The organism is Chitinophaga filiformis (assembly GCF_023100805.1).
GTDB classification, from domain to species: Bacteria; Bacteroidota; Bacteroidia; order Chitinophagales; family Chitinophagaceae; genus Chitinophaga; species Chitinophaga filiformis_B.
In genome coordinates, this window is the sequence record NZ_CP095855.1 from 3,909,750 (window position 1) to 3,932,185 (window position 22,436).

At 49.8% G+C, this 22,436-nt stretch carries 15 protein-coding genes; 6 read left to right on the forward strand and 9 right to left on the reverse strand.

Annotated elements, in window-relative coordinates; all coding sequences use genetic code 11:
- Positions 1-9 precede the first annotated feature (9 nt).
- On the forward strand, positions 10-2,421 hold the full coding sequence (gene ppsA / locus MYF79_RS15635; RefSeq protein WP_247814903.1) for a phosphoenolpyruvate synthase: 2,412 nt from the start codon (positions 10-12) through the stop codon (positions 2,419-2,421).
- Positions 2,411-5,068 carry a cation-translocating P-type ATPase gene (locus tag MYF79_RS15640; RefSeq protein WP_247814904.1) on the forward strand — a complete coding sequence of 886 codons (2,658 nt, stop codon included), beginning with the start codon at positions 2,411-2,413 and terminating at the stop codon, positions 5,066-5,068. Before ppsA ends, MYF79_RS15640 begins: the two co-directional genes overlap by 11 nt.
- On the opposite strand, the gene MYF79_RS15645 is transcribed toward MYF79_RS15640, so the two are convergent.
- Positions 5,065-6,123: a response regulator gene (locus tag MYF79_RS15645; protein WP_247814905.1), complete on the reverse strand. Its 1,059-nt coding sequence runs from the start codon at positions 6,121-6,123 to the stop codon at positions 5,065-5,067. The genes MYF79_RS15640 and MYF79_RS15645 overlap by 4 nt on opposite strands.
- A 242-nt stretch (positions 6,124-6,365) precedes the next feature.
- On the opposite strand from MYF79_RS15645, the gene MYF79_RS15650 reads away from it, so the two are divergent.
- Positions 6,366-6,806, forward strand: a complete 441-nt coding sequence (locus MYF79_RS15650; protein ID WP_247814906.1) for an Hsp20/alpha crystallin family protein — start codon at positions 6,366-6,368, stop codon at positions 6,804-6,806.
- Between the two features lie 137 nt (positions 6,807-6,943).
- Here MYF79_RS15650 and MYF79_RS15655 read toward each other — a convergent pair whose 3' ends face one another.
- From MYF79_RS15655 to MYF79_RS15665, 3 genes are all read right to left on the reverse strand, one after another.
- A complete protein-coding gene (locus tag MYF79_RS15655; protein WP_247814907.1) occupies positions 6,944-7,780 on the reverse strand; it encodes a universal stress protein in 837 nt (278 codons plus the stop codon).
- A 116-nt stretch (positions 7,781-7,896) separates the two neighbouring features.
- On the reverse strand, positions 7,897-12,114 hold the full coding sequence (glgP, locus tag MYF79_RS15660) for an alpha-glucan family phosphorylase (protein WP_247814908.1): 4,218 nt from the start codon (positions 12,112-12,114) through the stop codon (positions 7,897-7,899).
- Positions 12,111-14,078, reverse strand: coding sequence for an amylo-alpha-1,6-glucosidase (locus MYF79_RS15665; protein ID WP_247814909.1), 1,968 nt, complete (start codon positions 14,076-14,078; stop codon positions 12,111-12,113). The genes glgP and MYF79_RS15665 overlap by 4 nt, the downstream gene beginning before the upstream one ends.
- 270 nt (positions 14,079-14,348) lie before the next feature.
- On the opposite strand from MYF79_RS15665, the gene MYF79_RS15670 reads away from it, so the two are divergent.
- Entirely contained in the window at positions 14,349-15,452 is a 1,104-nt protein-coding gene (locus MYF79_RS15670) for a site-2 protease family protein (protein WP_247814910.1), read from the forward strand.
- Here the strand turns inward: MYF79_RS15670 and MYF79_RS15675 are convergent.
- The 5 genes from MYF79_RS15675 to MYF79_RS15695 all read right to left on the reverse strand — a co-directional run bounded on the left by MYF79_RS15675 (position 15,449) and on the right by MYF79_RS15695 (position 20,284).
- A complete protein-coding gene (locus MYF79_RS15675; RefSeq protein WP_247814911.1) occupies positions 15,449-15,637 on the reverse strand; it encodes a hypothetical protein in 189 nt (62 codons plus the stop codon). The genes MYF79_RS15670 and MYF79_RS15675 overlap by 4 nt on opposite strands.
- A gap of 40 nt (positions 15,638-15,677) precedes the next feature.
- On the reverse strand, positions 15,678-16,514 hold the full coding sequence (locus MYF79_RS15680) for a universal stress protein (protein WP_247814912.1): 837 nt from the start codon (positions 16,512-16,514) through the stop codon (positions 15,678-15,680).
- A gap of 111 nt (positions 16,515-16,625) precedes the next feature.
- Positions 16,626-17,657, reverse strand: a complete 1,032-nt coding sequence (locus tag MYF79_RS15685; RefSeq protein WP_247814913.1) for a hypothetical protein — start codon at positions 17,655-17,657, stop codon at positions 16,626-16,628.
- Between the two features lie 180 nt (positions 17,658-17,837).
- Entirely contained in the window at positions 17,838-19,289 is a 1,452-nt protein-coding gene (locus tag MYF79_RS15690) for a L,D-transpeptidase family protein (RefSeq protein ID WP_247814914.1), read from the reverse strand.
- Between the two features lie 71 nt (positions 19,290-19,360).
- Positions 19,361-20,284 carry a 1-phosphofructokinase family hexose kinase gene (locus MYF79_RS15695; RefSeq protein WP_247814915.1) on the reverse strand — a complete coding sequence of 308 codons (924 nt, stop codon included), beginning with the start codon at positions 20,282-20,284 and terminating at the stop codon, positions 19,361-19,363.
- 276 nt (positions 20,285-20,560) lie between these two features.
- On the opposite strand from MYF79_RS15695, the gene MYF79_RS15700 reads away from it, so the two are divergent.
- Positions 20,561-21,208, forward strand: coding sequence for a YdcF family protein (locus MYF79_RS15700; RefSeq protein WP_247814916.1), 648 nt, complete (start codon positions 20,561-20,563; stop codon positions 21,206-21,208).
- A 220-nt stretch (positions 21,209-21,428) separates the two neighbouring features.
- Positions 21,429-22,370, forward strand: coding sequence for an NADP-dependent oxidoreductase (locus tag MYF79_RS15705; protein ID WP_247814917.1), 942 nt, complete (start codon positions 21,429-21,431; stop codon positions 22,368-22,370).
- Positions 22,371-22,436: the final 66 nt, after the last annotated feature.

Here is a 22,436-nt window from a genome sequence, read left to right on the forward strand (position 1 = left end):
AGTTGCGTTATGGAAGCTTTGGTAAAAGGTTTTGCCGAAATCAGTATGCAGGATGTTGCCCAGGTAGGTGGCAAGAATGCATCTATGGGAGAGATGATGAAACATCTTACTCCACAGGGTATTAATATTCCCGGCGGTTTTGCTACTACCGCTTTTGCCTACTGGACATTCCTGGACTTCAACAACCTGTGGGAGCCGCTGGAAGCGCTGATGGGAGGCCTGGACCGCCGCCAGTTCAATAACCTGAAAGAAACAGGCGCCGCCGCCAGGCAATTGATCCTGCAGGCGGAAATACCCGACTTTATAGTGAAGGCCATCAAAGAAGAATATGCCCGCTTATGTACCAATGGACCTGCGCCGGTTGCCGTGCGTAGCAGCGCCACTGCTGAAGATATGCCTTATGCCAGCTTTGCCGGACAGCATGAGTCCTTCCTGAATGTGAAAGGTGAAGACCTGGTGGTGGAAGCGGTGCTGCATTGTTACTCTTCTTTGTATACGGACCGTGCTATCAAATACCGGGAAGACAATGGTATAGAACACAAGAAGGTAGCGCTCTGCGCCTGTATCCAGAAAATGGTGCGTTCAGATCTTGCGGGGTCCGGAGTTGCTTTTACACTGGAGCCTGAATCCGGCTTCCGCGATCTTGTGCTTGTTTCAGGTACCTGGGGGCTGGGAGAAAATATTGTGCAGGGCAGCATCGAGCCTGACGAATATTATGTTTTCAAGCCAACATTGCGGCAGGGTAAGCAGCCCATCATCCAGCGAAAGCTGGGCAGTAAACAACTGACGATGAAGTATGCCAATGACAGCAGGGACATCGTGAATGTACCTACACCGGAAGAGCAGCAACACCAGCCGGTGCTGACAGACGCGGAAGTGATACAGCTGGCCCGCTGGGGCATATTGATAGAAGAACATTATAAAGGCCCGATGGACATTGAGTGGGCGAAAGACGGACTGGATGGTAAACTGTATATCGTACAGGCCCGTCCTGAAACGGTCCATTCCCGGGAGACGGGCCACGAAGCATTTGAATACCGCCTGAAGCAGAAAGGACATGAACTGCTGCGCGGACAGGCCATCGGCAGTATGGTGGTAACGGGTATTGCCCGTGTACTGGCTTCTCCTGCCGAGGGAAATATGCTGAAAGATGGAGAGATCATCGTTACCCGTACAACAAGTCCGGACTGGGACCCCCTGCTTAAAAAGGCTGGCGCTATTATCACCGATTCCGGCGGGCGCACAAGCCATGCCGCCATTGTGGCGCGGGAGCAGCATGTTCCGGCCATTGTGGGCTGCGGGAAGGCGACTGAATTGATCGTAAGCGGCATGGTGATCACTGTTTCCTGCTGTGAAGGAAAGGAAGGTGTTGTATATGAAGGCGCTGTTCCTTACGAAAAGGTGGAAACCGACTTCAGTCATATCAAGTCTCCCGGCAGGGTAAAGCCGATGCTTATTATGAGCGATCCCGGGCAGGCCTTTAAGCTGGCAGCCTATCCCGCAGAAGGCGTAGGACTGCTCCGGATGGAATTTATTATTACTCATACTATAGGTATACATCCTATGGCACTGGTGCGTTATCCGGACCTGAAAGACGACATTGCCCGGAAACAGATCAGGGAACTGACCACTGGTTTTGACGACAAGAAACGTTTCTTCATAGAACGCCTTTCCCAGGGTATCGCCACTATTGCAGCGGCTTTTTACCCGCGGGAAGTGATTGTCAGGATGAGCGATTTTAAGACAAACGAATACGCCGCCCTGACGGGAGGAATGGAATTTGAGCCCGATGAAGAGAACCCCATGCTGGGATTCCGCGGGGCATCCCGTTACTATCATCCCGCCTATAAAGCGGCCTTTGGGCTGGAATGTGCCGCTATCAAAACGGTCAGGAATGATATGGGCCTGACCAATGTAAAGGTGATGATCCCTTTCTGCCGTACGGTGGCTGAAGGAAGTAAGGTATTGTCCGTGATGGAAGAATATGGGCTAAAGAGAGGCGTGAACGGACTGGAGGTCTATGTGATGGCTGAGATACCGTCCAACGTAGTGTTGGCGGAGAAGTTTGCCGCCATATTTGACGGGTTCTCTATAGGTTCGAATGACCTTACCCAGCTGACCCTGGGCATTGACAGGGATTCCAGCCTGGTGGCAACGCTGTTCAACGAGGAAGACCAGGCCGTAGAAAGCCTTTTATCCGAAGTGATAAAAAGGGCTATCAAATGCAAGAGGCCCGTAGGCCTCTGTGGCCAGGCGCCCAGCGACCTGCCGGCATTCACCGCTTTCCTTGTCAGGAATGGCATCAGTAGTATTTCCTTTAATCCCGATGCTTTGTTGAGGGGTATTGAAAATATTGTAGCCGCAGAAGATGTTGTCAGGGAAGATCAGCCGGGTAAACAACTGGTGAAAGATGACTATTAAAAATGTACAGTTAAGCGCATACAGACACCCTGTCGGAGAACTGGTCAGGATACTGGAAACCGACATACAAAAAGGACTTACCCTGTCACAGGTGGACCTGCGAAAGGAAATGTGTGGCCTCAACGAGATCGTCAATCCCAACAGTTTCGGGATATGGATAACCCTCTGGCGCCAGTTCAAAAGCCCTGTTGTATTGCTCCTGGTGGCCGCCGCGCTTATATCTGCGTGGTACCGCGAGTGGACAGATGCATTGGCTATTCTGGTGGTCGTGCTGATCAATACAGGCATAGGCTTCATCATGGAATGGCAGGCTTTCCGTTCTATGAAAGCCCTGAGCGCCCTTACGGTGCAACAGGCCCGTGTACTACGGGATAATGTGATGAGCCTTATTGATGTGAAGGACATTGTACCGGGCGATATTATCTACGTGGAGGCGGGGGACATTGTACCCGCTGATGGCAGGATTGTTACTGCTTTTTCTCTACAGGTGGACGAATCAACATTAACCGGGGAATCTGTGCCGGTAGAAAAGTACGCCGGCGATATTGACGCCGAGACCGTGCTGGCAGAGCAGACCAATATGCTGTTCAAGGCTACTGCTGTGAAGAAAGGGAATGCCAGCATATTGTGTACGGCCACAGGCATGGCAACCGCATTCGGCGGCATAGCGGGCTTACTTACCCGGACGGAGGATGTGACAGCGCCATTGGAAAAGAAACTGGCGGTGTTCGGCAGGCAGTTGCTGTTATTTTCATTATTGCTTGTTGCGGTTGTTATCGTTGCCGGTCTTGTGCATAAATTGCCAGTCTCCGATGTGCTCAGAACTGCCATTGCGCTAAGTGTGGCGGCCATCCCGGAAGGCTTACCTATTGTGGCTACACTGGCGCTGGCCAAAGGCATGCTGCGAATGGCCCGCAAGCATATTATTGTGAAGCAACTTGCAGCAGTAGAAACGCTTGGGCTTACCACCGTGATCTGTACAGATAAAACCGGTACTTTGACGGAGAACCAGCTGGAGCTGGTGCAGCTGGAATTTCCCCCGGCATATCAATGGCAGAAAAGTGATACCGCCATCGTCCGTTATGGCGAAAGCTATAAACGGTTTTTCCAGGTAGCTGTGCTATGCAATACTTCCACGGTGCGAAGGGAAGAGAACGGAAAGCTGAACACTGCCGGAGATCCGCTGGAGATTGCTTTGCAGCGCTTCATTATGGAAAATGGCAGTGATATCGAGGATGCTCACAGGGGATATGTGAAGGTCAGTGAGCAGCCTTTTTCTTCAGAAACGCGCATTATGGGAATGGTGCATGAGGGGGGAAGGAGCCTGTTGGTAACGGCGAAAGGGGCAATGGAGAACCTGTTACCCCGTTGTACATATATCCTGGAAAATAATCTGCCGAGGCCTGTAACAGCAGATGACCGGAAGCGCTGGTTGTTGCGTAACAACCAGCTGGCCGGAAAGGGCCTGAAGCCATTGGCCTTTGCCTATGGCGAAACGACAGCGACAGGGAAAGATTTTCTTCATGACCTTACTTTTATTGGCCTTGCCGGTTTCCTGGACCCACCCCGTAAAGACGTGGCAAGCGCTGTAAGCCTCTGCCAGCAGGCAGGGATCAGGATAGTCATGCTGACGGGCGATCATCCATCCACTGCTGTTTACGTTGCTGAAAAACTGCGGCTTTCTCCTCATCCGGCCATCATAACGGGCCAGGAAATGAAGCCTTATGAAACCCTGGATATGGCAGAGAAAAAGAGATGGGCGCAGACGGATATTTTCGCACGGGTATCTCCGGCGCAGAAGCTGGAACTGATCAATTTATTGCAGGAAGATCATGAGATCGTAGCTATGACGGGCGACGGTGTCAATGATGCGCCTGCCTTGCGCAGTGCAGATATTGGCATAGCGATGGGAATAAGAGGTTCACAGATCTCCCGGGAAGCAGCAGATATGGTCCTGCAGGACGACGCGTTTTCATCGCTGGTACTGGCTATCCGCGAGGGAAGGGTCATTTTCAATAATATCAGACGGTTTATTGTCTATCTGCTGTCCTGTAATTTAAGCGAACTATTGGTGGTAGGTGTAACCGCTGTTGCCGGCTTCCAGTTCCGCCTTTTCCCATTACAGATCCTGCTGATCAACCTGGTGACGGACGTTTTGCCGGCCCTGGCCCTGGGTATCACAAACGGGAACGGTAATGAAATGGCGCAAAAACCAAAGGCGCTGAATGCGCCGATCATCTCAAAGGCGAAATGGAGGGCTATCGCTATCTATGCTGTGATCCTGACACTGTTTACGCTACTGGGCGCTAAAATAGCAGAATACTGGTCTGCCAACGCTAACAATGTGCTATTCCTGACACTCACTTTTTCACAGTTGCTGCATGTGTTGAACATGGCAAATGCAGCCGATACGTTTTATGACAATCATATTGTAAGAAGTAAATACATCTGGATGGCTTTAGCCATCAGTACTGCGTTTATGTTGTTGATCATGCTGGTACCTGCCTTGGCAGCTCCTTTCAGGTTGCAGTCATTACATATTGCTGATTGGGCAATAGTCATATTGTGCAGTTTTGCCTCCCTGCTAAGTATCAGGATGGTCAGGAAGTTTGGCCTGAAGTATTTCCCGACAAACAATCATCTTTAATTGGATAAGTCAGCAAGCTTTTTCGCGTTGATGATATAAATACAACCTTCTCTTATCTCAATCAGTTTTTCATCTCTGAAATCGCCCACTGTCCGGATCAGCGATTCCTTAGCCACCCCTGCTATGGCAGCAAGGTTCTCACGGCTGATATCAATGCCGAATTTATCTGAAGAGGAAGGATTATATTTTTTGTTGACCGCCAGCAATGCTTCCGCTACTTTTTTACGCAATGAGTTGTAGGCAAGCCCCAGCAGCTGGATTTCCCTTTCTGCCACGTTATTGGCCAGGAGGCGGATAAACTGTTGCATCACCTGTGGGTTGATGCTGGTGAGGTCTTCAAAATCTTTACGGGGTATGATAGCCAGTTCAGTTTCTTCCATTGCCTCAGCGCTGTCTTTGTAGGTACTGCCTTCCAGCAGGGCGGAATAACCGAGGAAGTCGCCTTCATTATATAAGCCGGTGATCAGTTCCTTGCCGTCTTCATTCCTTTTATACGCCTTCACCTTGCCCTTCATCATGTAAAAGAGACAGGAAGGGTGATTGCCTTCCTGGTAGATAGATTGTTTCTTTTTATACCTGTTGCTGTTGCGCCCCTCTTTCAGGGATTCAATGGCCTGTCCGCCCGATACCATTGTCAGCAGGGAGTCAACACCGTTGATGCCATTCAGCGTCACTTCCCTGATACTTGCCGCCTTTTTTAGCCTGGACTCTACGGAGTTGAGTAATTCCGTCGGATTGAAGGGCTTTGTGATATAATCATCTGCTCCCATATCCATGCCCTTGCGTATATCTGCCCGTTCCGTTTTGGCGGTCAGAAAAATGAAGGGGATGTGCCGGACAGCATCTTTCTTGTTCAGCATATGTAATACGCCATAGCCATCGAGAACAGGCATGGCAAGATCGCATACTATCAGGTCCGGATGATGCTCTTCCGCCAGCTGTACGCCCACTTTTCCGTCGGGAGCTGTCAACACCTTATAGTTTGCCAGCTCAAGTATTTCAGCAGTATTTTCACGCACTTCGGCATTATCCTCGATCAATAGTATTGTTGCCATATGGAATGCTTTTACAGAAAATGGTGTGATGGGCAAAGCCGTTATTCAAGGTGTATTCAAATTTAAACATAATTCCTTAACCCTGGAAAATATTGGGTAATAATGTATTACATCTGCGGGCAGGAACGTTGACAGAAATCATCGGGAGCCTTGAGTATCATCATTTTTTCCAGCTGGTGTGGTAAGTAATTTAGCAGTGTTAACATTCCATTATTTCAATCGTAAAAAACAAGGAGGTAATTATGTCCACCAGCTTACTAAGGGCAACTCCACTGCCTGCATTTTTTGATGATGTGTTCAAACCCTGGAAAGATCTGTTTGATATCAATGGCGGCCGTAGCTGGACCGCTACCGTCCCTGCAGTCAATATCAGTGAAGAGAAAGATGCTTTTAAGCTGTCGCTTGCTGCGCCGGGGATGAGTAAAGCTGATTTTAATGTAGATGTTGATGGCGATACCCTGACCATCAGCGCAGAGAAAGAAGAAAAGAAGGAAACTAAAGATGAAAAGATCAGCAGGGAAGAATATAACTACTCAAGTTTCTCCCGTAGTTTCCGTTTGCCGGAAGGCGTGAAGAAAGAGGGTATATCCGCTGTTTACCAGGATGGTTTACTCAAAGTGACACTTCCTAAAAAGGAAGAAAGCCGGAACGGGGGACAAGCCAAAAAGATCGAGATCAGTTAACAATGAAATGAAGCGGCCGGGTACATTGAAAGCCCCGGCCGCTTTAGTTATTGCAGGCAAACAAAATAAAAGATAGCGACTCTCATCGCTATCTTTTATTTTGTTTGCCATTGGCGTTTGTTATGATCAGGTGTATATTACGGATGGGTGATGAACAGCGGTCCGTTCATCATACGAAGTATATTCTCTGCACTGCTGCTGTTAAAGAACCTGGATAACCTGCTGCGGCCATAGGCCCCGAAGGTGGTGACGTGGTCCTGTTTTTCTTCCAGGTAGGCCTGCAACACCGCATCTGCTCTACCGGAGAATATTTTGTAGCTGATATTTTTGTTGTAGCCGTCCAGGTATTCTTTCAGCAACTTTTCGTGCGGTATGGTGTCATGCCCTTTTTCGCATACATAGACCACCGTTGCATCTTTTGCAACCAGTTCAGGGAATATGTTCGCAAAGGCCCTTATAGCGTACATGGAAGAGAAGGTACCGTTGTACGTAAAGACAACGCCTTTCAGTACGGACATGTTCTCAGGTATTACAAGTACAGGGCATTGTGCATTGGCAAGCACATTTTTGACAAACCCGGTCGGTTCCGTATCGAACAGGAAGGGAAAGGACAGTTCTTTACCCAGCAGTACCAGGTCGGCAAACCGGCTTTCCAGAATGGTTTCTTCTGCAGCAGATCCTTTGTCTGTATGGATAGTACAGGTAAGCCCCCGCGCTGTTATTGCCTGACGCAGCGCTTCTGTATTGTCCTGGATGATCCTGCTTTTTTCTTCGGAGGCTTTTATCACGATCTCATAATACCGTCCTGGCACACCGGCGGCGAAATCAGGAGCCATCAGCGGGGTGATGGTGTTCACATCTTCCAGCATAACGATCGTGAGATTGCCGTTTAGCATACCGGATACATATTGTATGGCCTCCAGTTGTTCTTCTTTATAATTAACGGCATCAATAACAGCAAGTATCTTTTTCATAGTCTTTCATTTTTTCAGTGAGGGTTATGTAAACAAATCTACCTCCTTTACAGGGCTGCGCCTATGATGCTGATCCTTTCTGATGTGAACGTCGTTAGTGTTCCGGATGACCATGGTCATGTCCATTTCACCAGCGGCATGTCTGTACGGTGATACAGGAAATGATTTTTTGGAAATACCCTGAATGTATAGGTATATTCTCCACTGTGCAGCAAAGGGATATTGGATGCATAGGTCGCCTCATTGCGTCCCTGTCCGCAAAGTTGTAATTCATGTTTGAACATCAGGTTTTCATTCCTTTGCCGGGCGGTAAAAATGATCTCCACACCGATATCGTCTGCAGTCAGTATACCGGGATTGAGGGTTACAGCCGCTTCCAGGTGCTCTCCTGCTGTTTTTACGGCCAGCAGGCTTTTAGCGGGACTAACGGCAATGATCTCCACACTGTCCCAGCCCTTGCGGATCTTCTCTTTCCATGCTACCAGCTCCCTGGCCAGCGTATAGTTGTTTTCCCTGAGTGAGACGAGGCGTTCGGACAGCTTGTTGTAACAGGTAATGTACTCGTTCATCATCCTGTTCATAGATACCGGCTGTCCGGACAATATGATGGCCCTTTTGATCCTGGCGACCCATTCCAGTGGAATATCCTGTTGATTCCTTCTGAAATACATGGGAATGATCTCATGTTGCAACATGCTGTATACTTCTGCAGCATCCAGGGCATATTGTTTGTCTTCTTCGGGATAAAGTGATTGCGTCGCCAGGGCCCATCCGCTTTCGGGGTTATATTGTTCCGCCCACCAGCCGTCCTGCGTGCTGAAATTAAGCACACCGTTGACAAGGGCCTTCATACCACTGGTGCCCGATGCTTCTTTTCCCCTTACCGGGAAATTCAGCCAGAGATCCACTCCCTGTACAAGGAGGCGGGCAATATCGATATCATAATCTTCCAGGAAGATAATGTGTGTATGTGTAGTTGCGCCTGCGGCGTTACTGATCACCTGCTGCAACATACCCACACCCTCCATATCTGCAGGATGGGCTTTGCCGGAGAAGATGAAGATGACAGGCTGCTGTTCGTTTCCGATGATCTTTTTCAATTGCTCCGGATCGTGGAAAAGCAGGGTCGTTCTTTTATAGGGCGTAAAGCGTCTTGCCATGCCAATATACATGGCCTGTGGATGCAGGGCCGTCAACAGCGCCGCGACCTGTTCAGGGGCACTATGATGACGCATCTGCTGCTGTTGGAGCAATTGCTGCAATCGTTCGGTCATAGCGTGTTTCAACTTGCTCCTGATCTCCCAGATACGGGTTTCGGGCACCTCATTAAGGCGTTCCCAATGTCCTTTGCCCGACTGCAGATCGATATCGTATTCGCGGTACAGATCCTGCCATTCAGGCGCCACCCAGGTAGGGAGATGTACTCCATTGGTGATGTGCCGCAGGGGCAGCTCGTCGGGTTGGTAACCTGTCCAGAGCGGTTGCAATAGTTTGGCCGATACTCCCTGGTGCACGCGGCTTACAGCGTTGATCTCCTGCGCAGCTCTTGCCGCCAGGCGGAACATGGAAAAATCGCCCGGTGTATCACGTTCATCTGCTTTTCCCAGGGCCATCAATTGCTGCCAGCCGATATAGCAGCCTTCCGCCAGCCCGGAAAAATAAGCACGCAGCAGTGTTTCGTCAAATGTGTCCATCGCTGCCGGCACGGAAGTATGCGTGGTGAATAGCAGCGAAGCCTTTACTATTTCAAAAGCGTCTTCAAAAGAAAGGTGATCCCGGTAAATGAGTTGTCTTATCCTTTCCAGTACCAGGAAGGCCGCATGCCCTTCATTACAGTGATAGACGTCAATGGTCAGGTTAAGCGCCTGGAGTAGTTTAATGCCTCCGACACCCAGGAGTATTTCCTGTTGCAGCCGCAGTTCTTTCTCTGAGGGGTACAGCCTGGACGTGATCCTGCGGTCTTCAGTGCTGTTCTCCGGTACGTCAGTATCCAGCAGGTACAGGCTGGTCTTGCCCACCTGTACTTTCCAGGCTTTTGCGTAGACGGTCCTTCCGGGGAAGGCCAGGGATACCTGAGCAGGATTGCCTTTACAATCTCTCACCTCTTCAAAAGGAAGCAGTGAGGGGTCCAGCTGCTCAGCCACGGCCACTTGCCGGCCGTCGTCAGAGAACTGCTGCCTGAAATAGCCCTCCCGGTAAAAGAGGCCTATGGCTATCATCCGGACCTGCATGTCGCTGGCCGTTTTGAGGAAATCGCCCGCCAGCACACCGAGTCCGCCGGAATAGATCCTGAAGGCAGACAGCAAGGCGTATTCCATACAGAAGTAAGCTACTGAAGGACCGGCCTCCAGGGGCTGGTGCCTGTACAGGTCAAACTGTTCATCCAGTTTGTGTAAGCGCTGCATGAAATCATTGTTCCCGGTCAATGCGTCCAGCTTTTCATAATTGAGATGGCTCAGCATCCTGATGGCGTCTTCATGACATTCATACCATAGCACAGGGTCTATGCTGCGGAACAGTTCCCTGGCTGCGGGCGTCCAGCTCCACCATACGTTCCGGCTCAGCTGCCGGAGCGCTTCAAGTCCCGGCGGGAAGGAGGGAGAGATATTTATTTCCCGCCATAGTGGCTGGGCGCTGATGCCAGCATATGCTTCTGCAGGCAATGTTTGTTGTTTATCGCGGAAAAGCCCTTCCCGTTGCCTGCTTTTATGTAATGCCAGGTTATAGGCCTCATAATATCTTCCGATCAGTTTTTCCCATGTGAAATGCAGGCTCAGTGCCCTGGCGCTGTTGCGCATGTCGGCCACCGCTGCAGGCCCCAGTTGGAGAAAGGAGCGGACGAAGGAGGCAATTGCCTTCGGCGCCTCCTGCATGTCTGCATCACGTCTGTCTATCACGCTAACTCCATTCCGCTGGTTTTCGGGGAGTGCTTTTACTGCAATTCCAAAACCTGACAATGATGTTGTCAGGGAGGGGATATGAAATGCCATGCTTTCCATGGGCGTATAACCCCAGGGCTCATAATAAGAGGGAAATACAGCCAGGTCAAAAGCCGGCAGCATATCGTAGTAGCTGAGATTGAAAATGCCGTCCTGACCATCAAGATAAACGGGTGCATAGATCACCCGGAGCTTTGTACCTGGTGCATTATTGAGCCCGCGTTCTTTCATACGGCGGATGATAGCGTCTTTATCGGCGGCATACAGGTTATGCGTCAGTATATTGTCTTCAGGCGTATGCGCTGCCGGCGGATGGGCATGTTCCAGCAGTACTTCCCTGGGCCCTGTATGGCCGGCAGGGATGAACAGCAGGGCTACCACGGTCTTTGGCAGCGTTTCCTGCTGTAACAATGATAATGCGTCTATGAAGACGTCAATACCCTTGTTATGGAATTCATAACGGCCGCTTTTGATGATCAGCAGGCTGTCTTCCGGAAGCGTTTCCTTCACTACGGCGCCCGCCACTTTCAGGACGATGGCCCTGGCCTGTTTTCTTTTATCCTCATAATCATTCACAGGTACTATACCGGTATCGAAACCGTTGGGTGTTACATAATCCGGGTACTTGCCCAGGAAGCTGCGGCACTCCCTTGCTGTTGTTTCGCTGACGCAGGTAAAGCAGTCGGCGGTGGTAGCGGAGGTCTTTTCCAGGGAATATTTGGCGCTTACCTGGAAGTTTCCCGCCTGTGCGGCCGCATCGACCTTGTCGGCGATATTGTAAAAGGGCTGTCCGCTGCCGGCCAGGGTACGGCCCAGTACTGTTGCATGTGTGGTAAAGACGGTTGCCACCTGGGGCACATTCTTTTCCAGGTAGAGGATGCCTGCGCCGGTCATCCATTCGTGGAACTGTGCAATGATCCTATCGGTAGCGTTGAGGTGGAGCTTATAAAAACAGGCGATGATCTGGCCCGCGGCATAACCGAACAATGCGGGGTCTATATAGTCCCATTGCCCGGTGAGCGAGTCCAGTCTGAACCTGTTCCAGAGATCGCCGAAAATTTCGTTCTTATGGCTGTATAAGGGGCTGAAATCAACAAGAATGGTAATGGGTTTGCCCGGTATGTCCCAGCGCCCTGTACGGATACGCAGGCCTTCTTTTCCTGCCTGTTCCTGCCATAAGGGGAAGAGGGACCTGTCTTCGAGGAATGCCGGCTGCTGTCCCCCTGTTTTGGTGAGGTCAGGACCGATCGTGATATAATGGTCTTTCAGCTTCTCCTGCAGCAATTGGGCTTTCGTGCTTAATACGGTATGGATACCACCTACTTTATTACATACTTCCCAGCTTATTTCGAATATATAATCGGGAGACAGGAACGCATTGCCTGCAGGGTTCATATTTGTTGATTTAGGGTGTTGATGGTGTTGGATGACAGTTGCAGTGCCTTGAATCCTGATATAATATGTTCCATCCTGATCAGTTCAGCTACGCTCCATGCCTGGGCCACGGCGCCCCGCGCACTGTGGGGGAAATCGCCGTCAAACAGTTCCGGGATGTTATTGAGACAGTATTCGTCGAGCACATATTTAAAGCCGTCGTAGATCTTTTCCAGGAAGGGCAGTGCTACCGGGCCTTCGGCTTTCAGCAGTGCCTCTGTAAAATGTCCCAGCAGCCAGGGCCATACGGTACCCTGGTGATAGGCCCTGTCCCGGGTCGGTTGATCGCCACTGTATTCCGGCCGGTACTGCGGGTCGGCAGGAGAGAGTGTTCTCAATCCCCTCGGCGTAAGCAATTCTTCCTTTACTTTTTCCATCACCGCTCTTTGCTGTGCGGGCAATAATGGAGAAGAAGGCATTGATACGGCAAATAACTGGTTAGGCCTGACAGACCAGTCAGCGTTGTCGCCATTTACACTGTCGGCCAGGTATTTCTTCTCATTGCTCCAGAAACAGGCGGTAAAAGACCTGGCAATTTTTTCGGGGTATGCTTCCCAGCTTTCAATGAAAGCCTGGTCATTGGCCTCGATGGCGGTATTAAGACAGAAGCAGATGGCGTTGTACCAGAGGGCGTTCACCTCAACCGCTTTCCCGGTACGGGGCGTAACAGGGCCTTCAGGCGCTATTGCATCCATCCAGGTTAAAGCCAGGCCGGGGCCTCCTGCTGCTATCAGTCCGTCTTCTTCCATGTGTATATTGAACAGGGTACCATCCCGGTAAGCTGTCAGTATGCTTTTCAGGGTTTTGCCGTATTCATGCCAGATCTCTTTCCATGAATGTGTTCTCTCTACATATTGTTGTAAGGCCCATATCAGCCATAAAGAGGCATCCACGGTATTATATTGTGCATAGTTACCGGCGCCTGTGTTGGGGAGCAGGCCGTTCTTCACCTGTTTCAGGTGCTGCCGTACAATACTCTTAAAGAGGTTGATCTTTCCGGTCAGTAATGTGAGTCCGGGCAAAGAGATGCAGGTATCGCGTCCCCAGCTGCCAAACCAGTAAAAACCGGCTTTGATGCGGTCGGGCGCCAGGAATTGTTCTGCTGCCAGCAGCAGATGATCTTTCAGTGTTTCCGGTTTCCGGCCTTCCGAGCATTTGGTGAACCGCTCTTCCAGTGAGCTGACGTTGGCAGCAGACAGTCCTGCGCAGAAAATGACGGATTCTCCCGGCGCCAGTGGCACCTTAAAATAACCGGGTGAATACAGGTCTTCCTGGTAGTCGTAGCCCCGTTCTTTTTCCCAGCTGTATTCAAAATTGTAATACCAGCAGCCATCGGCCTGGAAGGAGCCGTTTTTGAGCTGCAGGAAAAGGTCATTGTAACCGGGGTAAAGATTGATACTGATACCCTGTTTAACGGTACGGATAACCGTGTTTGCAGCCGTATTGGCCCTTGTGAGCGCGTGCATATTGCGGAAGGCCACCAGTGGCCGTAGCTGTAGTGTAACCGGCTTTTTGCCGTTCAGCAGGGTATATCTTACCATGACGCTGCCATGCGCGTCCAGCACAATTTCTTTCAGCAACAGGTCTTCATCCAGCTGATACCACCAGCGGGGCAGCGGATTGGCCGAAAACGCATGGATATATTGCTGCGCCGTGGGGGTAGCAGAACCGGTGTAACGGTGAATAGAAAGCGGGAATGACTGGTCGTCGCAGATAAAGGTCTCATCCAGTGAGGAAAGGATCACATAATTATCGTCGCCCGGAAATGACTGAGGCGCCACCAGCAGGCCGTGGTACTTGCGGGTATGACAGCCGGATATTGTACTGGCGCTCCAGGTGCCTGAAGGTCCGGCCAGCAGGTACTCCCTGGACGCCGAGAAGTTCAGGTCCTGCATCAGCGGGCTATGGAAACAGTTATAGAGCATAATCGCAGAAATTAAGGAACAATGATCAGTTCATGCTTTATGTCAATCTTTACCGGTTTGCCATGAGGTCGTGTTAGTATTGAAGGTCTTTTTCTGATGGACGTATTGCAGCTTGGGAAAAGATTGACTGATACCGAAATTATTGCACACCGGCTGTTTGTTCAATGATGCTCATTGCAGGGGATACTGATGTTTATCCACCTGTTTGTATGACAGTCATCATTGATCGCCGGGCATTCATTTCGGAACTTCAATGTTCAATCATCTCTCATGAAAGCTACATTCAACCTGTTTACGCTGAAAGGCACCAAAATCGGGATACACTGGACCTTTATCCTGCTGATCAGCTGGATACTGATTGCCGACGGGATCACCGGTAAAACACCGGCTGAATCCCTGTGGAAACTGATAGCCGTTACGGCAGCTTTCGCTTCTGTTGTACTACATGAACTGGGCCATATGTTTGCAGCCCGTTTCTATGGCATACCCGCCAAAGAGATCCTGTTATTGCCCATCGGTGGTATGACGCAGCTGAAACGCCAGCCGGAAACGCCGGGGCAGGAAATAATGATCAGCCTGAGCGGTCCGCTGGTGAACCTGACGATAGCCATACTGCTGATACCCTTTCTGGCCGGTCATGCGCCTTTGTGGAGATCCGTGCCTTTCTTCCTAAGTATAGACCGGCTGAATTTTGTCTTCTTTTTACATGCGGTGAATGTTCTGCTGGGAGTGATCAATCTTATTCCTGCCTTTCCTATGGACGGCGGCAGGGTGCTGCGGGGCATGATGGAACTGTTCACCACACCCCTGAAAGCTACTAATATCGCGGTATGGGTGAGCCGTTTTGTGTCATTGTTGTTTCTGGTGTCCGGCCTGTTGAATATGAACCTGCTGCTAGTTGTTGGCGGGGTGGTATTACTGCTGCAGGGAACCATGGAGAAGCACAATGCCATGGTACGGGATGCCCTGAAAAATGTAGCGCTACAGGATGTCCTGGTGACAGACTATCGTACCATATCATCTTCTTTGACATTAAGAGAGGCCTTGCCGCTGCTGACAGACTACCGTCAGCCTTATTTTGTGATCACTGCCGCCAGCTACCCGGTAGGTGTTCTCAGCAGGGGAACGCTTGTCAGCAGCGTTGACAAGAAGCATATCGACCAGCCGGTAGAAGAACTGATCACCGAAGAGCATCCTCCTTTTGATATCAGTATGACAGCGCTTAGCGCCTGGGAAAACCTGCCTCCCGAAACAGACATGATCGTCCCTGTGATAAACAATGGAGACCTGGTGGGCGTTATCAGCCGCGATGCGATTATCGAATACCTGGCACTGCATAAGCATAGCAACGCGATCCAGGAAGTGTTCAGTTAATAATGCTGCATGATCAGCACTTCATACAACTTTTCGAATACGAATACCACAAGACTTTTCCATAAGGGGAAAGTCATTCCGGCAAGCAATAAGGCTGTCAGCCAGGCCAGGACCTTTTCAATCTGCACCTGCCATTGGCCGTGAATGTTGCCCTTTACAGGGAGCGGCGTGAGTTGTGTATACATGGTAATGATATTTGACGTTTGTATATGAAATCAGCGTACATCATTCATGGGTAATGAATAGCGGTCCTTTTGTTGTGCGGAGTATATACCCTGCGGTGCTGCTGTTAAAGAAACGGGATAACCTGCTTCTGCCATGCGCCCCCAGGGTGGTGATATGATCCGGTTTTTGTTCCAGGTATGCCTGTATTACGGTATCGGCTTTGCCCGACAGGGTCATGTAAGAGATATTCCGGTTATAAGCGCCCAGGTACTCTCTCAATAACCTTTCATGTGGCATGGCCTTATTCTCTTTTTCATTTATATAGATCACCGTTGCATGTTGCGTTACAATTTCGGGAAACATACCTGTAAATGACCTGATAGCGTACATAGAAGAATACGTGCCATTATAAGTGAAAACAACGCCCTTTACTGCCGGCATATCTTCCGACGTAACAAGCACCGGGCATTCTGCATTTGCGAGTACATTCCTGACAGATCCTGTCGGGCCGTTGTCAAACTGCAGGTGGAGGGACAGCTCTTTTCCCAGCAATACCAGGTCGGCAAAGCGGCTTTCGAGTATGATCTCTTCCGGAGTAGCGGCCCTGTCACCATACATTGCGCAGAACAGGTTCCGTGCCTGGCATGCCATCCGCATAGCGGTTGTATTGTGTTTGATGATGTCGTCCTTTTCCCGGGATGCTCTTATCCCCAGCTCAAAATAGCTTGCCGGTGCGTTGGCGGCAAAGTCGGACGAGGTAAGGAAGGAGCTGCCGTTTATTTCCTGTGGCATTACAATGGTGAGATTACTTTTTAATATCCCGGAGACATATTCTATCGTATCAAGTTGTTCTTCTTTGTAGTTAAGCGAATCAACAACAGCGAGTATCTTCTTCATGGTCGCTTTTTTCAGTAAAGGGTAATAGAACAAAAAATAACTCCTGAGCCGGCAGCACCTATGATGTTTAATTGTCCGGTGCAGCATTGTTATATGACAAGACGTTGGTCCTTACTGATACTGAATATAGACAGGGCTTGGATATAAGGCCAGCACTTCCTCCGGCCGCATTATCCGCCTGCCTGTCTGTGGATCTACTTTATAAAATAGTTTGAAACCGGTATACTGCACCGGTTCTGCGGCCACGAAGCCCTTGTAGCTATCTATCTTTTTGGCCGGACTGCCAAAACCATCCATGTTGATCACCAGCTGTACCTCAGGTACTTTTCTGATATCCTTGTAATTGGTGAGCATCGCCTGTGTAAAGCGGTGTACCACCAGTACTTTCGGAGGAAGGTGATATCTTTTTACAATGTCCGACAAAAACTTAATGGCATAGTTAATATCAGCCGCATCAAAGGTGCCGATACTGGAACTGGGGACCTGCAGGTTTTTCATAGAGTATTCCGGATCTATTCCCAGGTGTGTGCCGGGCAGGCGCAGATACGGTTCCAGTGGTGGCAGTTCATCCTGCAGGGTACTAAGTCCCACCTGTACGTCGAGGAATAGCATGGTCTTTTCCTGGTAGGCAAGGGCCACCACTTTGTCAAGCTGTGCCTGCGGCATTCGCAGCCGGTATTTACCTGAAGGTCCGGGATTGGCCTGAGCGGTAACAGCGATGTAATGTAGTGCGGGCAATACCGGCAGCATGGTGTCAGCCTGTTGCCATCTGGCGGTTTCCTCTTTTAATTTTGCAAGCATTTCCTTTTCCGGCTGCATGCCCAGTATGCCCATGGCGGGCGTATAAAGGTTGCCATAATAGGCAAGGATCCTGTGATATGGAAGCAATGCCCCTTCGGGGGGAACTGCTCCATACACAGGCCACTTCTCCGATGGATTGTTATGTACAAGATGAAGAAGGAAACGCTGATAGCCTATGGTATCCTTTATTTCATCTGACAACACTGCTGAAAAACCTGCAGATGCCTGTTGCTGACTATCCCGCGGGCTGGCGTGACGGTCTTCCGGCGCTGGCCGGGTACAGGCTAATAAAAAACCTGAAATGCACATGAACGCTGCTGACCTGTAGAACAGTGATAGCATACACAGTTGTTTTTCAGAAGTTAGGTGACGCTCTCCGTAGAAAAAGATACTATCCCGGTAGTCTGATGACCCCCATCATCACACAAAGTAATAGCTGGCATATTGACCCGGTCTACGGAGCATTGATACAACTGATAACACATATCAAAGCCCTAATGTTTGAAAAAACTGTATAAACTCTTATCTGAACTTATTATAAACGTCGTCATAGAACCGGATGCTGCCCTGTTGATCGGGCCAGGCTACTTCATACAGTATGAACAGGGGCGTTTTCTGCTTTACCTGGATGCTGACAGGGCCTTTCTGCGGTGCGGCAGCCGCTTTTTCAAGGCTGTCTATACGTTGCGCTTCCTCCGGCAACAGCAGCTTTGCCAGCGGGATGGCATCTTCCACCCTGATACATCCATGACTGAAATACCGTTTGTTGAACATAAAATAGCTTTTACCCGGTGTATCGTGCAGGTAGGTACTGTAAGGATTGAAGAAATTCAGCTTGATGATGCCCAGTGAATTGTCGCAGCCGTTCATCTGCCGGATGGTATAAGGAAAATTGGTCCTGCTGAGAGATGACCAGTTGATGGTGGAAGGATCCAGTATTTTGCCTGATTTGTCCAATACCTGGTAATTGCCTGCATCCAGGTAAGCTACCGGATTACCTTTGATGCCTGGCAGCAGTTCCCTCGTGGCAATGTTGTAAGGCACCGTCCAGTAAGGATACATGATGATCTCGTCTATACTGCTTGTAAGGGGAGAAGTTGGCGTAGCTTCTTTTCCCACGATGGTACGGGAATAGAGCAGCAGGCTGTCGCCCTGGTAAAGATACAGTCCCGCAGCGGGGATATTCACGACAATGACTGACTGGTATTGACGTACGCAGTTCAGCCAGCGGTATGTATTCAAGGCATGTTTTAACTCGGATAATCTTTTTTCCAGTGATATATTCAGCTCTTCCAGTACACCGCGTCTCAGGGCGCCATCTTCCATGAACTCGAACAGGCGTTGTGCTGCGCGGACCCTTGTCCTTAAAGTATCTTCCTGTATGCTGTAGCTGATGGTATCCAGGCAGCCCAGCTGGTAGAGCTTTTCTATCAGGGGATGATTGCTGCTGTCTACCAGGTCGGAACTGATCTTTACCGGATGGTAACTGCTTTCCTGCAGCCGCCGGGTGTATACAGCGATCATACTTTTGATGGAACGGTATTCCGGACAGGTCGGTTCCAGTTTATTGAGCAGTTGCCCGAATGTATTGTCTGCAAGCGCCTGGTGCAGCAGCTGGGGTATATCCCTGCAGTCGGGCGTATATTTCAATCCGTCGTATCCAACCCTGGTTACCTTCGTACCATATGCCACATCGGTAAAGAATGCGATGGCGGCTTCGGAGAGCTGTTTGTCTGCTGCTGCGGAATCTGCAGGCGCGCTACCCGCTTTCAACTGTTGTACCAGCGTGTAGGCATAATCATGTGGATCCAGCCCGAGTAATGGAGACTGTTCAAAATAGTTAAAAAGTGTCTGTCTGTCTCCGGCACGATCTGCGGGTAGCCAGTACATTTGCTGCCCGGCTGCAACACGGAAATACTGCATTAATATGATCAATAACAGGCAGGCTCTTTTCAGCATACGGTTTTTTACCATAAATGTAGTATGGCAGCAAGGAGGGGAAAATGATCATGGTTGCCCGGAAAGATGTTTGTGGTCATCCGGGATCAGTGCCCGATCCATTCATACAGCCGGTACGCGTCTTCTTTTTTGAAGAGCTGTGTGCCTGCGTTCATGGTAGCAGCGGTGCCGCAGGCCACACCAAATTTCGCGGCCGTCAGTAAAGGCTCGCCCTTGTCCAGCATCCAGGCCATACCACCTACCATGCTGTCGCCTGCACCCACAGCAGTACGCTTCTTTACGGCCGGAGCGCTGATCCGTTCACTCATCTCTTTGGTGACCAGCAGTGCGCCGGCAGGTCCCATAGAGATCACCAGCACTTCACAATAGCCTTTATCAATCACCTTCCTGGCTTCTTCCGTTACACTATCCAGTTCCAGGTATTCTTTACCCGCCAGGCTGCATAGTTCAGACATGTTGGGCTTCAACAGGTAAATGCCTTTCCCCGCCGCCTGCAGCAATGGTTCTCCGGATGTGTCGGCGATCAGTTTTGCCCCCTTACGCCTGCAGAGTGCCGCCAGCTGTGCAAGAAAATCGCCGGGTACACCAGGCGGCAGACTACCGCTGGCTACAATGATGTTGGGTACCGGTTGTATGGCTTCGATAGCGGCAAGACATCTTTCTACATCTTCTTTGTCGAGCGTGGGGCCCGGCATAACAAAGCGGAATTGCTGATTGTGACTGAGCTCCGTAACAGTGATGTTCTCTCTTGTTTCTCCCTTCAATGGTACCACGGCACTGCGGATGCCCGCTGCTGTGAGTATTTCCTGCAATCTTGCGCCATTGGCGCCGCCGGCAGGGTAGAACGCTATACTTTCTCCCCCCAGTTCCCTGATGGCCTTACTGACATTGATACCGCCACCGCCGGCTTCTGTGACTGGTGCTGCACAGCGGAGTTTTTTCTCGGGGAATAATTTATCGACAGTAGTGCTTTTGTCAAGTGCAGGGTTCATTGTTATTGTCAGGATCATAAGAACTGGTTTACTATCCAAAGGTATTTTATTAATGGATGTGGTAGTATGATCGTGGTCAGGGTTTTTTGAAAACGCTGTGGTATGTGACATGACCGTTCAACCCTGTTGTATATAAATAGTATAATTAGTATTATTACAAGATCTATACGTAAGGCACTGTTATGAAAAATTACAGGTTGCTGACAGCGGTGGATGCATGGCATCTGCTTCAGCAAGTACTTTGCGTAAAGGGCTGCAATATTGCAGGTCACGGTTTACAAGGGAAATGAATGTATGCAAGACGAAAAGACGTTTCAGCTGGCTCAGAAATTATGGGACTATCTATGCCTGCACCAGGATATCAAAGTATCGGATTGTATATTGGTATTGGGGAGTCATGATACCAGTGTTGCCGAAAGAGCTGCAGATATTTTCCTGGAAGGCTTCGCACCGCTGGTCGTATTCTCGGGCGGTTTCGGATACCTGACACAGGATAGCTGGAAAGTAAGCGAAGCTGAAACATTTGCGGAAATAGCGATAAAGAAAGGGGTGCCGGAATCTGCCATCATCCTCGAGCGTAAATCGACCAATACCGGGGAAAATGTTATTTTCAGTATGCAGTTACTGAAGGAGCGGCATATCAGTCCCTCGAGCTTTATACTGGTGCATAAACCTTATATGGAGCGGCGTACATACGCCACCTTCAGGAACCATTTTAAGGAAGTACCTATAACAGTAACATCTCCGCAAATATCAATGAGCGATTATTTATCGCGTGGCACTATTTCCTATGAAACATTTCTCGATACGCTGGCCGGTGATCTGTACAGGATAAAAACATACAGCAGTAAAGGATTCCAGATACCTCAGGAAATACCGGAAGATGTATGGAAGGCCTATACAGAACTTGTAGCATTAGGATTTGATAAGCGCATCAATTAGTATTTATATCCTTTTATCTGGCTTTTGGCTTAACCCTGTGTATATTCTCCGGGAACGGGCTTCCTTTCCCGTGGCCCGACCTTGAAAAATACCTTTCTTACCCAAATAAATACTCTTCCATTGGTATACTTTGCCTCAATTTTGAGTTGTCAATGCAGGCAGAAGGCAAGATGCTCCATCATCATGCTCCTGCTTATTAAACAGTATTAACATACAAGCAATGAAAGCGATTATCATCAGGGAATTTGGCGGAACAGACAAATTGGAATATACCACTGTTCCAGAACCGGTTATTAAAGAAAATGAAGTATTGATAAAGGTGCATGCAATTGCCATTAACCCGGTAGATGTAAAGACAAGAGCGGGGAAGGGGATGGCTGGCCGTATGAAAGATGAGTTGCCGATCACCCTGGGCTGGGATGTTTCGGGTACCGTAACAGCGGCAGGCGCTGGAGTGACAGCATTTGTAGTAGGAGACGAGGTATTTGGCATGGTGAATTTCCCCGGCCACGGCAGGGCTTATGCAGAGTATGTGGCAGCTCCTGCTGCTCACCTGGCGAAAAAGCCTGCTAATGTTACGCACCAGCAGGCAGCGGCCACCACGCTGGCCGCGCTGACAGCTTACCAGGGCTTGTTCCAGCAGGCCAACCTGAAAAAAGGCCAGCGGGTATTGGTGCATGCGGCGGCCGGCGGAGTGGGGCATTTTGTGGTACAGTTAGCCAGACATGCAGGCGCTTATGTAATAGGCACCTCCTCAGTCGCCAATAAGGATTTCGTATTGGGACTGGGCGCAGATGAGCATGTGGATTACCGGAACCAGCGCTTTGAAGAAGTTGTGAACGATGTGGACCTGGTATTTGACGGTGTAGGAGGGGAACTGATCAGCAGATCTATATCTACAGTTAAGCCGGGCGGAATGATCATCAGCATTCCCACCGGTGTGCCGGCAGAAATTGCTGAGACAGCAAAGGAAAAGGGGGTAAAGGCCTTCTTCTTCCTGGTTGAGTCCAATGGCCGTGATATGGAGGCCCTGGCAGGACTGCTGGAGCAGGATATTATCCGCCCATATGTCAACCATTTTGACTTTTCCCAGATGGATATCGCTCATCAGCAGCAGGAAACAGGTAGTACCCGGGGACGGATTGTGCTGACCCTTCCCTGATACTTATCGGATGGTGATAAAAACAGGTGTTTTTGCATTAACTTGACGGCCGATTCAGGATCTAAT